General features: G+C 60.6%; 12 protein-coding genes and 1 tRNA gene. 6 read left to right on the plus strand and 7 right to left on the minus strand.

What is annotated here, in order from left to right; translation table 11 throughout:
* Nucleotides 1-56 precede the first annotated feature (56 nt).
* Together ACTJJ7_RS02275 and ACTJJ7_RS02280 are read left to right on the plus strand one after the other, a co-directional pair.
* On the plus strand, nt 57-2138 hold the full coding sequence (locus ACTJJ7_RS02275; protein WP_440965073.1) for a prolyl oligopeptidase family serine peptidase: 2082 nt from the start codon (nt 57-59) through the stop codon (nt 2136-2138).
* An 89-nt stretch (nt 2139-2227) separates the two neighbouring features.
* Nucleotides 2228-2310 (plus strand) — tRNA-Leu (locus ACTJJ7_RS02280).
* Between the two features lie 64 nt (nt 2311-2374).
* Here the strand turns inward: ACTJJ7_RS02280 and ACTJJ7_RS02285 are convergent.
* Together ACTJJ7_RS02285 and ACTJJ7_RS02290 are read right to left on the minus strand one after the other, a co-directional pair.
* On the minus strand, nt 2375-2932 hold the full coding sequence (locus ACTJJ7_RS02285) for a GDYXXLXY domain-containing protein (RefSeq protein WP_440965075.1): 558 nt from the start codon (nt 2930-2932) through the stop codon (nt 2375-2377).
* Nucleotides 2929-4041, minus strand: a complete 1113-nt coding sequence (locus ACTJJ7_RS02290) for a DUF2157 domain-containing protein (RefSeq protein ID WP_440965077.1) — start codon at nt 4039-4041, stop codon at nt 2929-2931. The genes ACTJJ7_RS02285 and ACTJJ7_RS02290 overlap by 4 nt, the downstream gene beginning before the upstream one ends.
* 269 nt (nt 4042-4310) lie before the next feature.
* Here ACTJJ7_RS02290 and ACTJJ7_RS02295 point away from each other — a divergent pair, with 269 nt between their 5' ends.
* From ACTJJ7_RS02295 to trmFO, 3 genes are all read left to right on the plus strand, one after another.
* Nucleotides 4311-4457 (plus strand): DUF1127 domain-containing protein, encoded by a 147-nt coding sequence (locus ACTJJ7_RS02295; protein WP_091878374.1) that lies wholly within the window; start codon nt 4311-4313, stop codon nt 4455-4457.
* Nucleotides 4458-4752: 295 nt separating this feature from the next.
* Nucleotides 4753-5697 (plus strand): aldo/keto reductase, encoded by a 945-nt coding sequence (locus ACTJJ7_RS02300; RefSeq protein ID WP_440965079.1) that lies wholly within the window; start codon nt 4753-4755, stop codon nt 5695-5697.
* A gap of 80 nt (nt 5698-5777) precedes the next feature.
* Nucleotides 5778-7187: a methylenetetrahydrofolate--tRNA-(uracil(54)-C(5))-methyltransferase (FADH(2)-oxidizing) TrmFO gene (gene trmFO, locus ACTJJ7_RS02305; RefSeq protein ID WP_440965081.1), complete on the plus strand. Its 1410-nt coding sequence runs from the start codon at nt 5778-5780 to the stop codon at nt 7185-7187.
* A 46-nt stretch (nt 7188-7233) separates the two neighbouring features.
* Here the strand turns inward: trmFO and ACTJJ7_RS02310 are convergent, their stop codons facing one another.
* The 4 genes from ACTJJ7_RS02310 to yajC are packed head-to-tail and all read right to left on the minus strand — an operon-like array spanning nt 7234 to nt 11148.
* Nucleotides 7234-8070 carry a phytoene/squalene synthase family protein gene (locus ACTJJ7_RS02310; RefSeq protein WP_440965083.1) on the minus strand — a complete coding sequence of 279 codons (837 nt, stop codon included), beginning with the start codon at nt 8068-8070 and terminating at the stop codon, nt 7234-7236.
* 27 nt (nt 8071-8097) lie between these two features.
* Nucleotides 8098-8487, minus strand: coding sequence for an Mth938-like domain-containing protein (locus ACTJJ7_RS02315; protein ID WP_105732598.1), 390 nt, complete (start codon nt 8485-8487; stop codon nt 8098-8100).
* A 4-nt stretch (nt 8488-8491) separates the two neighbouring features.
* On the minus strand, nt 8492-10753 hold the full coding sequence (gene secD / locus ACTJJ7_RS02320; RefSeq protein WP_440965085.1) for a protein translocase subunit SecD: 2262 nt from the start codon (nt 10751-10753) through the stop codon (nt 8492-8494).
* 56 nt (nt 10754-10809) lie between these two features.
* Nucleotides 10810-11148: a preprotein translocase subunit YajC gene (gene yajC, locus ACTJJ7_RS02325; RefSeq protein WP_105732596.1), complete on the minus strand. Its 339-nt coding sequence runs from the start codon at nt 11146-11148 to the stop codon at nt 10810-10812.
* A gap of 163 nt (nt 11149-11311) precedes the next feature.
* On the opposite strand from yajC, the gene ACTJJ7_RS02330 reads away from it, so the two are divergent.
* Nucleotides 11312-12175: an ATP-binding protein gene (locus ACTJJ7_RS02330; RefSeq protein WP_440965087.1), complete on the plus strand. Its 864-nt coding sequence runs from the start codon at nt 11312-11314 to the stop codon at nt 12173-12175.
* 56 nt (nt 12176-12231) lie between these two features.
* On the opposite strand, the gene ACTJJ7_RS02335 is transcribed toward ACTJJ7_RS02330, so the two are convergent.
* On the minus strand, nt 12232-13299 hold the full coding sequence (locus ACTJJ7_RS02335) for a peptidoglycan DD-metalloendopeptidase family protein (RefSeq protein WP_440965112.1): 1068 nt from the start codon (nt 13297-13299) through the stop codon (nt 12232-12234).
* Between the last annotated feature and the right edge of the window lie 49 nt (nt 13300-13348).

The following is a 13348-nucleotide window of genomic DNA, read 5'->3' on the forward strand; positions in this document are numbered from 1 at the left end:
CAAAAAACCGTGCTTTCAAGACACTGCCTGGCAGATTCCAAGGGAAAGTGACGCTCATGACCAATCAGGATATTCGCCCGACCATCGATGCTCCCGATGACGATCCGCGCATCTGGCTCGAAGAAATCGACGGCGCAAAACCGCTTGAATGGGTGGAGAAACAATCCGCCATCGCCATGCAGCGCTTCGGCGGCCAGCAGTTCGAGCATGACCGCGATGTTTTGACCGCCATTCTCAACCGGCCGGACAAGATCCCGATGGTCGCACGGCGCGGCGATTACCTCTACAACCTCTGGCAGGACGAGAAGAACCCGCGCGGCCTGTGGCGCCGGACCACCATGGTGTCCTACAAGACGCCGGAGCCCGAATGGGAACTTCTGCTCGACATCGACGCTTTGGCCACAGCCGAAAATGACGACTGGATCTGGGCGGGCGCGCAGATCGAGCCGGAGAAGCGGCAACGCGCCATTCTCTCCCTGTCGCGCGGCGGCAGCGATGCGGTGGTCAACCGCGAGTTCGATCTGGAAACGCTGCGGTTCATCGCGGATGGATTCAACCTTCCCGAGGCAAAGGGCGGTCTTGGCTGGCTCGATCATGACACGGTGCTGATATCAAGCGCCCTTGGCGACGGCATGGCCACGCAATCGGGCTATGCGCGCACCGTCCGCCTGTGGCCCCGCGGGACCGATCCGCTGGCAGCGGCCGTGATTTTTGAATGCCCGCCGGACTCCATGGCTGTTGGCGTCGACATCGATCACAGCACGGGCAGCGAACGCCTCTGGTTTGTCGAACAGCGTTCCTTCTTTGAAACCGCTGGCTGGCAGGGCGATCGCAGCGGCCCCAGGCAGCGCATGGATGTGCCTGCGACAGCATGGTGGAATTCCTACGACCAATGGCTGACGGTCAAGCCGAGGGAAGACTGGACAGTCGCCGGTGTTACCCACCCCGCCGACACGCTGCTCGGCATTTCGCTCCAGGCATTTCTCGCCGGAGACCGTGATTTCCAGGTTCTGTTCGAACCGGCACCGCGCCGCGCCCTGCAAGGGTTCTTCTGGAACGACAAGAAACTGGTCGTCTCCTATCTCGACAATCTTGCGCCGCGCTTCGAGATTTTCGAGCCTGCTACTGGCAAATGGACGAGGCGGCCCATCGCCGTTCTGCCGGCCGAAGGCATGGTCCACGTCTGGTCGCTGGATGTCGAACACAACCACACCAATGGGGAACTGCTGGTTGCGGCGCAGGACCCGATAACCCCAGCGCAGGTCCTGCTCCTCGACATTGCCGAACCCGACACACTGGCTGCGCCCACGCTGCTGAAACAAAGTCCTGCGGTCTTCGACGCCACCGGACTGGTGGTGACCCGGCACGAGGCGATCTCCAGCGACGGCGAGTCGATCCCCTATACGCAGATCGGCCCCAGGGCCGAAACCGGCGATGCACCGGTGCACATGACCGGTTATGGCGGGTTTGGCCTGTCGATGGAGCCCTATTACAGCGCATCCGTGGGCAAGCTGTGGCTCGAGCGCGGCGGCACCAGCGTGGTCGCCAATCTGCGCGGCGGCGGCGAATTCGGCACGCCCTGGCACGATGCCGGGCGCCGCGCAGGCAAAAAGCTCTCCCACGATGATTTTGCCGCCGTGGCCGCCGATCTCGTGCGGCGCGGCGTCACACGGCCGGACCGTATCGCGGCGGAAGGCGGCTCCAATGGCGGCCTGCTGATTTCCAACATGCTGACGCGCTATCCCGAACGCTTCGGCGCCCTGTTCTGCACCATTCCGCTGATCGACATGCGCCGCTACAACAAGCTTCTCGCCGGGGCGAGCTGGGTCGACGAGTATGGCGACCCGGACAAGCCGGAAGACTGGGCCTTCCTGAAGGAAATGTCGGCCTATCACGCGGCTGTACCCGGCCGCCCCTATCCGCCGATCCTCATCGCCACAACCCGCAGGGATGACCGCGTACACCCCGGACATGCCCGCAAGATGGCGGCAAAGCTGCAGGAACTCGGCTACACCGCCTCTTTCTATGAGCCAGAGGCGGGCGGACACGGATATGGCAAGGACAACAGGGAGCGTGCCAGCTTCATTGCGCTGGGCTACGCCTTCCTGCGGGATGCAATCGGCTGGACGCCGGCGTAATCCTGTTCAAGCGGCGGCTTTTTCCTTTGACCCCCGGAAAGAGGGTGATATAGAGACCGGCGCTTGAGGGCCGGATACGGCCCTCATCTGCGGATATGGCGAAATTGGTAGACGCACCAGATTTAGGTTCTGGCGGGAGACCGTGGGGGTTCGAGTCCCTCTATCCGCACCACTCTTTTTTCAAATATTTCAATAGGTTGAATGGCTTCTTCAAAGCTGCGCGATGACGCGCTGCTTCAGTATGCCGGCTCCTGATAAAGCAGGCGTCCATTGTATTTGAGCGAGCGAATCTGGGCTTCACCCGAACCGGAGACGGCAATCACCGCATCGACCCCGCGTTCGCCCTGCACCTTCTCGACCGCACGGCCCCATCCTTCTGGGAGGTAATAGCGTTCAATGCCGTACTGCACCGCAAAGGCGCCCATGGCACCCGTCAGCGTCTGACCACGCATCTGGACTTCGCCCGCCGCCAGATCCCGGCGTTTCTGCCAGGAGGCACCAGTAAGACCCCACCGGCCATCCGCCCCCTCTTTCAGCGTGACATAGATGTCGGCAAGACCGGTGGTATCCGGCTTGGTGCCGCTCACCTTGTCGGCTTCGACGGATGAAATCCCATAGCCGAGCCGCACATATTCGCCGCGCAACAGGTCACGCGGATCGACCGGCTGCGTGGCCAGCGTGATCATTGTGCCGTGGCGCAAAATCATCGCGTGCTTTTCCACCATGGCATAAAGCGCGCCCGACTGCAGAAGCGCAACAATCAAAGCCGGCAGCAAAAAATACTTTGTTTTCATGATGCTGCACCTTTCACCAGACTCTTTTTGTGAAGACGGCGCTCCATGCGGATAACGAACACCGCAAGCAACAGGACAAGCACGCCGACGGTCAGGAAGAAGCCCGCCGTGCCGATCATCGTGCCGATGGTCTCGAAAGCGATGTAGAGGACCTCAAGCGAAAACAATCCATAGGCGCTCCACCGTATCGCGAGATTGCGATGCCCCGACAGGGCCAGACCGGCGATCGCCACGGCAAGGATGACAATACCCGTCATGACATCGCGAGTCCGGGCAAAGATGTGATCGTTGAACTGGAAAATCAGCAGCACCATCTGCACCGCGAGAAATCCATAAGCGCCAAGACCGATGCTCCATCCGGTCGCCCGGTCCAGTATGTACGGATACAAGGCGTCCAGCAGAAACAGCCCCAGTCCGGCAATCAGCGTCATCCACAAGACGACAGTGACATCCCTGTCGAAGTGAACGATGCAGACAAAGGCCAGCACGAGGACAGCGAGAAAATGCCGGGCCACCTGCGCGCCCGTATACCATATCAGGCCCGCCGCAATCACCGCAAAGACCGGAACGATCCAGATATAGGACAGGCGCGATGCCGTTTCCGGTTCCAGGCTGGCAACGAGATAGAAACCGGCAATCACGATGCTGGCGGCAGCAAGGGTCGATGACCGCAGGAGCAGCGCGGCGACAACCGTCCCTCCAGCCCAGAGCAGCGCCGCGGACGCCACATCCCCCGACAGATGATACATCTGGCCGACCAGGGCGATCCCCGCACCGAAGGCGATGGCCCCAAGGAGATAGAGCGCCTCACTGAAAATCGCATCGCCCTTGTTCGCCCGCCATGCGCCGCCGAGATAACCGCACCAGAGCACGGCAAAGATCAATCCGACGCGAACAAGGCGCGGCATGGCTTCCCAATTGGCGGCAATCAGCGACAGCAGGGCAGCGCCAAGCAGAATGACGCCCAGTATGGCCAAAACATTCCCCAGACCGAAACCCGGGCCCTGCCCGGCAATATCCTTGCGCAGGCGCTCCGCCGTGGCGTCATCGATCAACCCGTCACGCTGCCACCGTGCAATGTGCTTGCGCAGGGTAAAACCGACTATCATGCATTCTGCTCCCGACTCGAGATGTAAGATTAGGGTCCTGCCCCTGATAATGCCAGCCACATTGAAAACGCAATTGCAGCCGGATTCGGGCTAAAGGTCATGAAGATGACATTTGTGCGACGCAGCAATTAAAATCGATTAATGATGCAATGCAACATATGCATAGCTGATCTGCAAACTTGGCTCTGCACATTCGCCAAGGCATCCACTATCTTCAGCTCAACGATCAAGAGTGATCAACGAAACAACTGAACCGAATGGTGAATGAAATGAACCTTATCCGCTCCTACAGCAACTGGCGCCGTTACCGTGACACGGTTTCCGAGCTGAACCGTCTGTCGACCCGCGAACTGAACGACCTGGGCATCTCCCGCTCGGACATCCCGTTCGTCGCCAAGAAGTCCGCAGTACGCTAATCGCATAACAGAATATCGCCGGGGTTCATCCTCCTCCCAGAGCCCCCGCGATCAAAGGCCGGCACTCCTCCTCCCAGCCGGTCTTTACAAAACGGCACCCACCGCACCTCCTCCCGCGGTGGGTGTTGTTGTTTCGGGGGTATGCGGTTCGAGACATCTGCTCACCGCCTGCATTTCAAACGACGTCCGTTGCAATCCACGCCTGCGACCATTCGGGTCAAAGCCAGGCTGGAAAGACGAACGCCGGAGTTCTACAGTCTGAGTCCCCCTTCACGTCCTCCCCGGGAGACTTACCATGCACAAACGCCCTCTTGGCCGCACAGGCCTGTCGATTGCTCCGCTGGTTTTCGGCGGCAATGTCTTCGGCTGGACCGCCGACAAGAAAACCTCCTTTGACCTGCTTGACCGCTTTGCCGATGCGGGCCTCAACACGGTCGATACCGCCAATGTCTATTCAAGCTGGGTTCCGGGAAACAGCGGCGGTGAATCGGAAACCATCATCGGCGAATGGATGAAATCCCGCGGCACCCGCGACAGGATGATCATCATCACCAAGGTCGGCGGCGACATGGGCAAGGGCAAGAACCTTCAGGCCGCCAATATCGCCGAGGCCGTCGAAGCATCGCTGAAGCGCCTGCAGGTGGATGCCATCGATCTCTACCTCTCCCATTGGCCGGATCCGGCAACGCCGCATGCGGAATCACTCGCCGCCTATGACAAGCTGCTGAAAGCCGGCAAGATCAAATCCATCGGCGCGTCCAATTACGATGCGAACCAGCTGCGCGCGGCGCTCGACACCGCCAAGGCCGATGGCCTGCCGCGCTATGACGTGCTCCAGCCGGAATACAATCTCTATGACCGCGCCGGCTATGATGGCGCGCTGCGCGACCTGTGCATGGCCGAGGATATCGGCGTCATCACCTATTTCAGCCTTGCACGCGGGTTTCTCTCGGGCAAATACCGCAGCGAAGCCGATCTTGGACAGAGCCAGCGCGGCGGCGCTGTCAAAGCCTATCTCAATGCGCGCGGCTACCGCATCCTCGCGGCGCTGGACGCGGTTGCAGCCAAGCATGGCGCCAAGCAGGCCGAGATTGCCCTGGCCTGGATTATGGCACGCGAAGGCGTCACCGCCCCCATCGCCAGCGCCACGTCGCTGCAACAGCTGGAAAGCCTGATCAAGGCGGCAACGCTGACACTCGACACGGCGGACATCGCCGAACTCGACAAAGCCAGCGCCTGACACACCGCAGGCCGCTGCGGAGTATCCGCAGCGGCTTTTGCACCATTGAAGCCGGACGCCAAACGGTTTATTGGGGTCTTATGTCACACACACCCGTACACATCATTGGCGGCGGTCTCGCCGGTTCCGAAGCTTCATGGCAACTCGCCGAGGCAGGCATTCCCGTCATCCTGCACGAGATGCGTCCTGTTCGCGGCACGGACGCGCACAAGACGCAGGATCTCGCCGAGCTTGTCTGCTCCAACTCGTTCCGCTCCGATGACGCGCAAACCAACGCCGTCGGCGTGCTGCATGCGGAAATGCGTCTCGCCAATTCGCTGATCATGGCATCGGCCGATTCCCATCAGGTTCCCGCGGGCGGCGCGCTGGCAGTGGATCGCGATGGCTTTGCCCAGGCCGTCACGGCGAAGCTTGAAGTCCACCCGCTGATCACCATCGAGCGCGAAGAGATCACCGGCCTGCCCCCGGCAGAGTGGGACAAGGTCATCATCGCCACCGGGCCGTTGACGGCACCATCGCTGGCCGAAGCCATCGGCAGGCAGACCGGCGCCGATGCCCTCGCCTTCTTCGATGCCATTGCACCCATCGTGCATTTCGACAGCATCGACATGAACACCTGCTGGTTCCAGTCGCGCTATGACAAGGTTGGCCCCGGCGGCACCGGCAAGGACTACATCAACTGCCCGATGACCAAGGAGCAGTATGAGGCTTTCGTGCAGGCGCTGATTGCCGGCGACAAGACCGAATTCAAGCAATGGGAAGGCACGCCCTATTTCGACGGCTGCCTGCCCATCGAAGTCATGGCCGAACGCGGTGTCGAAACGCTGCGTCACGGCCCGATGAAGCCGATGGGCCTGACCAACGAACACAACCCCACGGTCAAGGCCTATGCCGTCGTGCAGCTGCGGCAGGACAATGCGCTTGGCACGCTCTACAACATGGTCGGTTTCCAGACGAAGCTGAAATACGGGGCGCAGACCGAGATTTTCCGGATGATCCCCGGCCTCGAGCATGCGGAGTTTGCGCGGCTGGGCGGCCTGCACCGCAACACCTACCTGAATTCGCCCATCCTGCTGGATCCGACGCTGCAGCTGAAATCCCGTCCGGGCCTGCGCTTTGCCGGTCAGATCACCGGCTGCGAAGGCTATGTGGAATCGGCGGCCATCGGCCTGCTTGCCGGACGGTTCGCCGCGGCGGAAAGACTAGGGCAGACTTTGACACCGCCGCCGCTCACCACGGCCTTCGGCGCGCTGCTCGGACACATCACCGGCGGTCACATCGTCAGTGATGAAGAGCCCGGCAAACGCTCCTTCCAGCCGATGAATGTCAATTTCGGCCTGTTCCCGTCGATTGAGGCACCGAAGTCAGAAGGCAAACGGCTGCGCGGCAAGGAAAAGACCAACGCCAAGAAACGGGCCATGAGCGCGCGCGCACTTGCGGATTGCCGGGCATGGCTGGGCCTGCCTGCGGTGGCCGAGGCTGCGGAGTAACGAGCAAAGCGTGTCGAAACACGCACAACGCTAACACCATCCAAGGCTAGCGCATGGATGCCCTGAACATCACCCACTGGCGCTTCAACGGTGAAACCACCGCTGTTTCATCGGCTGCGGCGGCGCCGCTGGCCTTGATCCCCTTCAGATAGGTTCTCGTCAGGCTGACCGGCAGATAGGCCGGACGCAAAGCGGCGGGGAGCGATTTTGCACCGGCCTCGTATTTGCCGAGATGATCTTCCGCCAGTGCAATCATCGCATCGATGGCGCGCTTGACCCCGTCCTTGTCGGCGCCGTCAAGCACTGTTTCGGCGCTGCAGCCGACGGCAGAAAGAATATCGGCCGGGATATAGACCTGACCGCGCCGCCGGTGCAGCGGCAGGAGACGCAGAAGGCCGGTAATGGCCTGCGCAACCCCCGCATGCCCAGCCATATCCGCATGGGCGGGCGCCTTTTCCGCATCAAGCACAAGAGAAGCAAGCTGGATCAAGGCCGAGGCCGTCTCGCCGCAATAGCCCTCAAGATCGTTGCGGCTGGGCATGGGATCGTCATAAAGGTCGAAAATGCGGGCTTCGCAGTAATTGTCGAAGGCGGCGCGCGGCAGATTATGTGCCTTGATCGCCTCCAGCAGCGCCGCCGCCACCGGATTGCCGACGGCCTCGCCATGCTCCGTGCCGTTGATCAGATCGCGCCACCATTGCAGGCGCACCTCGCCCGGCAGCGGATCATGGATCAGGTCGCGGATACGGGCAATCTCGACATTGAATGCGTAAAGGGCGGCCAGGGCACCCCGCTTGTCCTCCGGCGCATAAAGCACCGAGAGGTAGCGGTCGGGGTCGGCATCGCGCAGCAATTGCAGGCAGTGGGTCTGGTTCGCGTTCATGGGGTTGAGATACAGAGAACCGCTGGTTTAATCCACTGCAATCAGTGCCGCGGCGACGGCGCGGTCTTCCGCCAGCAGAACATTGTAGGTGCGCACGGCCGCGCCGGTGCTCATGGGATCGGAGGAAATGCGGTGCTCGCGCAAAAGGTCACGCAGGGCCTGCGGCAGGCGGCGCAACTCGGTGCCCGTTCCCACCAGCAGAATCTCGATATCGGCGGCCTCTTTGAACACAAGCGCCAGATCCTCCGCCGTCAGGGCAGTTTCGATCTTCGGTGCCCAGCCATGGATGCCCGATGGCAGGCACAAAATAGACCCGCGATGCGACATGTCGGCAAACCGGAATCCGCCATTGCCATAGGCATCGATGGGTGCCCGGCCCGGAAAATGTGCGTCACGGATTTCAATGCCCTTGGCCACGGCGTTATGCCCCGCTCTGCCCGGCGGGGTGAGCATCGTCGATCACATCGCGTCCCTTGAGCCCGAACAGCATCAGCAAGGGCCCGGCAATGAAGATCGACGAATAGGTCGCAACGACAATACCGACCGCGATGGTCAGCGCAAAGGAGCGGACATCGTCGCCGCCATAGGCATAGAGCACGACCAGCGCAAGGAAGGTGGCCAGCGATGTCAGGATGGTGCGTGACAATGTCTGGTTGATCGAGGCATCGAGAACCGCCGACAGCGAAACGCTGTTGCCATGCCGCCGCAGGTTTTCCCGGACGCGGTCGTAAATCACCACCGTGTCATTGAGCGAATAGCCGACAATGGCCAGAAGCGCCGCAATGCTCCACAGATTGAACTCCATCTGGAAGACAATGAACATGCCAAGCAGCAGCACCACGTCATGGATGGTCGCGATGATTGCGCCAAGGGCAAAGTGCCATTCGAAGCGGAACCACACATAGGCGAAGATTGCCGCCAGAGAGAGCGCGACCGCCAGTCCGCCTGCCTTGGCAAGCTCGCCCGATACGGTCGGGCCGATGACATCAACCCGACGGAATTCATAATCCTGATCAAGCTCGCCGCGGATCTTGACACCGACGGTCTGCTCGGCGTTTTCGCCCTCGCGCTGACTGCCGACCGTGATCAGCGCCCGGCTGTCCGATTTGAACGGCTCGATCTTCACATCGCCGATGTTCAGGTCATCCAGCCGGCTGTAGACATCGTCCAGATCGATCGGCCCTTCATTGGAGGCGATCTCGACCATGGTTCCGCCTTTGAAATCGATGCCGAAATTCATGCCGACGACAAGGAACAGCACGATGACGGCAATGCTCGACAGCGCGGAGAAACCCAGCGTCAGCCCGCGCAGGCGCATGAAGGGTATTTTGGTGTTGTTGGGAACGAGCTTCAGCGGCGCGCGCGGCACTTCCTTGGGCTTCGACCACTGCACCCAGGCGGATACCATCCAGCGCGTCAGCGTGAAGGTGGTGAACAGCGTGGTGACGATGCCGATGGTGACCGTGACGGCGAAGCCATGCACGGGGCCGGTGCCCAGGATAAACAGGACGAGCGCAGCGATCAGCGTTGTCACATTGGCATCGACGATCGTGGCCTGCGCGCGGGCAAATCCGGAATCGATGGCCTGAATGACCGAAAAGCCAGCGCGCCGGTCTTCACGAATGCGCTCATAGATCAGAACGTTGGAGTCCACCGCCATGCCGATGGTCAGGACGATACCGGCTACGCCTGCAAGGCTGAGCGGCACGCCGAACACGGTCAGAACCGCCAGGATCAGGACGATGTTGACAACAAGCGCGATGCTCGCAATCACGCCCAGCAGGCCATAGGTCAGCAACATGAACAGGATGACGAGACCGGCGCCGATGAGCGCAGCGATCTTGCCTGCAGACACGGCGGCGGCGCCAAGGTCGGTACCGACTGAGCGTTCTTCAATCACGGTGACAGGTGCAGGCAATGCTCCGGCACGCATGACGATGGCAAGGTTGCTGGCACCGGACAGGTCGAAATTGCCGGTGATCTGGCCCGTATCGCCGGGAATGGCTTCGCTGATCACCGGTGCGGACAGCACCTGATCGTCAAGCACGATGGCGAAGGACTTTCCGATGTTTTCCTTTGTCGCAGTGGAGAACCGTTCTGCCCCGGCGCTGTCCAGCTTGAAGGTGATGACCGGCTGCTGGGTGGCCGTATCGACACCCGCCTGCGCCCCGACGAAATTCTGGTTGGTGACGATGGCCTCCTTCTTGACGAGGTAAGCCACGGGCGGATCGTCAAAGGAATAGACAACATCCGAACCTTCCGGCGGCGTGCCGTCAATCGCCTGCTGCACCGGCACGGATGTATCGATCATGCGGAAGCTCAGCTGGCCGGTCAGGCTCAGAATATCCTTGAGCAGCTGCGAGTCATACAAACCCGAAACCTCGACCAGCACACGCCCGCTTCTCTGGCTCTCCACATTGGGATTGGCATAGCCGAGTTCGCTGAGACGGCGGTTCATCACCTCGATGGCCGCGCCGGTCTGCGCCAGCTTGTCCTTGTCCACCTGCAGCCGTATGCGCGAGCCGCCTTCCAGATCAAGTCCGAGGGCAAGCTGCTTCTTCGGCAGCCAGTTCGGCAGGTTCGCCAGCTGGATGGGCGTAAAGAGATTTGGCAGAGCCAGGATCACGCCGACGAGAACAACGGCCCAGATGAGAAGTGTCTTCCAGCGGCTAAAATAGAGCATGCAGTCCCGACCTCAAGAATCAACAGGGCGGCCTGATGCCGCCCCGTCACTATGACTTATTTCTTGTTATCGGCAACCGGTTCACCTTTGACGCGCACATCGGACACCAGTGCGCGGATGACGCGAGCCTTGACGCCCTCGCCGATTTCGACCTCGAGTTCACCGCTGTCATCGAACACTTTCGTCACCTTGGCAACGAAACCGCCGGTGATGATCGTATCGCCACGGCGGATGTTCTTGAGCTGCTCTTCGCGCTTCTTCATCTGCGTGCGCTGCGGGCGGATGATCAGGAAGTACATGATCACGAAAATCAGGATGAATGGCAGGATGCTCATCAGCATTTCCGGCGCACCACCGATACCTGTTGTCTGTGCATATGCGGGAGTTACGAACATAGAGACAATCTCCAGAGTAATACGTGTTTGAAAGTTTATAGAGCCTGCGCAATACAATGTTTGGAATGGGAAAAGCAACCGTGCAAAATCCCGTACCGCGCTTTTCGATTTCCCATCAACATGATAGTGGCTTGAACATAGAAAAAACAAAGGCTTGATAAGAATGTCCGAGGAATTGCTGGCAGATAAGCTTGACCGTCTGATTGCAGTGCTGGAGCGCATGGCACCGCCAAAACCGCAACCCGTCGATCTCGATACGGCGGATTGCTTTGTCTGGAACCCGGACAAACTTGCCTTCGACCCCGTCAAAAAGGTCAACCGGGTCGATATTTCACTCATTCGCGGGGTCGATCGCGTCCGGGATATTCTCTTCGACAACACCAAGCGCTTTGCCGATGGGTTGCAGGCCAACAACGTGCTTTTGTGGGGCGCCCGCGGCATGGGCAAGTCATCCCTGGTGAAGGCCGTCCATGCCTCCGTCAACATGGCCGCACCCGACGATACCGGCACGCTGAAGCTGGTTGAGATCCACCGCGAGGACATCGACAGCCTCCCTTCCCTGATGGCAGCCATCAAGGACACGAAATATCGTTTCATCCTGTTCTGCGACGATCTTTCCTTCGACCATGACGATACGTCCTACAAGTCATTGAAGGCGGCGCTGGAAGGCGGCGTGGAAGGCCGTCCCGACAATGTCATCTTCTACGCCACCTCGAACCGCAGGCATCTGTTGCCGCGCGACATGATCGAGAACGAGCGCTCGACGGCAATCAACCCATCCGAAGCCGTTGAAGAAAAAGTGTCCCTGTCGGATCGCTTCGGCCTATGGCTCGGTTTCCACAAATGCAGCCAGGACGATTATCTATCGATGATCGATGGCTATGCCGCGCATTTCGACCTGCCGATGCAGAAGGAACAATTGCATGCGGAAGCGCTGGAATGGTCGACCACCCGCGGTTCACGCTCCGGCCGTGTCGCGTGGCAGTTCACGCAGGATCTGGCCGGACGTCTCGGCAAGAAGCTCTGACAAACGAAAAGGCCCGCGCATCGCTGCGCGGGCCTTCTGATTCAAACCTGACCCGATCAGGATTCGAGAAATTTCGTCGGATCGACCGGGGTCGAGTTCTTGCGCACCTCGAAGTGCAGCTTTGGCGATGTCGCATTGCCTGTCATGCCCGACCGGCCAAGTTCCTCGCCGCGCTTCACCTTCTGGCCGCGCTGCACGTTCAGCTTGCTCGCATTGCCGTAAACCGTGACCAGACCATTGTCGTGGCGCACGAGAACGGTGTTGCCGAACTCCTTCAGGCCATCGCCGGAGTAAATGACCACGCCGTTTTCAGCGGCCTTGATCGGCGTGCCTTCGGGAACCGAAATGTCGATACCGTCATTGCCCTTGCCGTAATTGGCGACAACCCGGCCGCGAACCGGCCAGCGCATCTGCGATGCACCCGTGGCGGACGGTGCTGATGCAACATCCTTCTCGGCATCGTCGATCACCTTTTCGCTCGCCTGCGGCGGCGTATAGGGTTTTGCCTGGCCGTCGGCCTGCGGCGCAGCAATCGCCGCGTTCGGCGCTGTACTTGCAACAACCTTCGGCTGTTCAACCGGTGGCGTCGCGGCGGTCTTCACCTGATCGACGGAACCCTTCGATTTCATGTTGTTGGCGACATTCTGCGCCATCGAGGCACTTGACGCCGGAATGACCAGCGACTGGCCAACACGAACGGTGCCGTCCTTCATGTTGTTGGCCTGCTTGATGGCCTCGACATTGGTGCCCGTCTTGCGGGAGATCGCATGCAGCGTATCGCCGCTTTGAACCGTGTAGGAACCGGCATGGCTGGGTGGCGTCGTATTGTTGGCCGTCGTCGTTGCCGCGCCGTTCCGGTCCTTGACCTGCGGGGCTTGTGGAAGAATGGCCGCCGTGTTGGCGGATGCCTGCCCCGGTGTCGCCGGCTTGGTCGGCATGCGCGCTTCGCGGCCGTCAGGCGTCTTCAGCGTTCCCGCTGGCGCGGCAAGCGGCGGAGCCTGCACATTGCCCATGGGCTGCGCCGATGCCACCTGCTGGCGAACGGGGGCATTGTTGGCGATCTGACGCACCGGCTGCGAGGAGACCGGCGGAAGCGCAGAAGCTGGTACCCAAGCCGATTCCATTTCCGCTGAGGTACCAGTATGACTGTGCAGGCTTCCCCTCTGACCAGCG

Origin of the sequence: Phyllobacterium sp. 22229, from assembly GCF_052056495.1 — a bacterium.
Classification (GTDB): Bacteria; Pseudomonadota; Alphaproteobacteria; order Rhizobiales; family Rhizobiaceae; genus Phyllobacterium; species Phyllobacterium myrsinacearum.

Excerpts from the sequence above, each read along its gene's own strand:
- yajC (WP_105732596.1), bottom strand. The coding sequence starts at position 11,148 with ATGTTCGTAACTCCCGCATATGCACAGACAACAGGTATCGGTGGTGCG.
- ACTJJ7_RS02300 (WP_440965079.1), top strand. The coding sequence starts at position 4,753 with ATGCACAAACGCCCTCTTGGCCGCACAGGCCTGTCGATTGCTCCGCTG.
- ACTJJ7_RS02330 (WP_440965087.1), top strand. The coding sequence starts at position 11,312 with ATGTCCGAGGAATTGCTGGCAGATAAGCTTGACCGTCTGATTGCAGTG.
- trmFO (WP_440965081.1), top strand. The coding sequence starts at position 5,778 with ATGTCACACACACCCGTACACATCATTGGCGGCGGTCTCGCCGGTTCC.
- ACTJJ7_RS02295 (WP_091878374.1), top strand. The coding sequence starts at position 4,311 with ATGAACCTTATCCGCTCCTACAGCAACTGGCGCCGTTACCGTGACACG.
- secD (WP_440965085.1), bottom strand. The coding sequence starts at position 10,753 with ATGCTCTATTTTAGCCGCTGGAAGACACTTCTCATCTGGGCCGTTGTT.
- ACTJJ7_RS02275 (WP_440965073.1), top strand. The coding sequence starts at position 57 with ATGACCAATCAGGATATTCGCCCGACCATCGATGCTCCCGATGACGAT.
- ACTJJ7_RS02285 (WP_440965075.1), bottom strand. The coding sequence starts at position 2,932 with ATGAAAACAAAGTATTTTTTGCTGCCGGCTTTGATTGTTGCGCTTCTG.
- ACTJJ7_RS02290 (WP_440965077.1), bottom strand. The coding sequence starts at position 4,041 with ATGATAGTCGGTTTTACCCTGCGCAAGCACATTGCACGGTGGCAGCGT.
- ACTJJ7_RS02335 (WP_440965112.1), bottom strand. The coding sequence starts at position 13,299 with ATGGAATCGGCTTGGGTACCAGCTTCTGCGCTTCCGCCGGTCTCCTCG.
- ACTJJ7_RS02310 (WP_440965083.1), bottom strand. The coding sequence starts at position 8,070 with ATGAACGCGAACCAGACCCACTGCCTGCAATTGCTGCGCGATGCCGAC.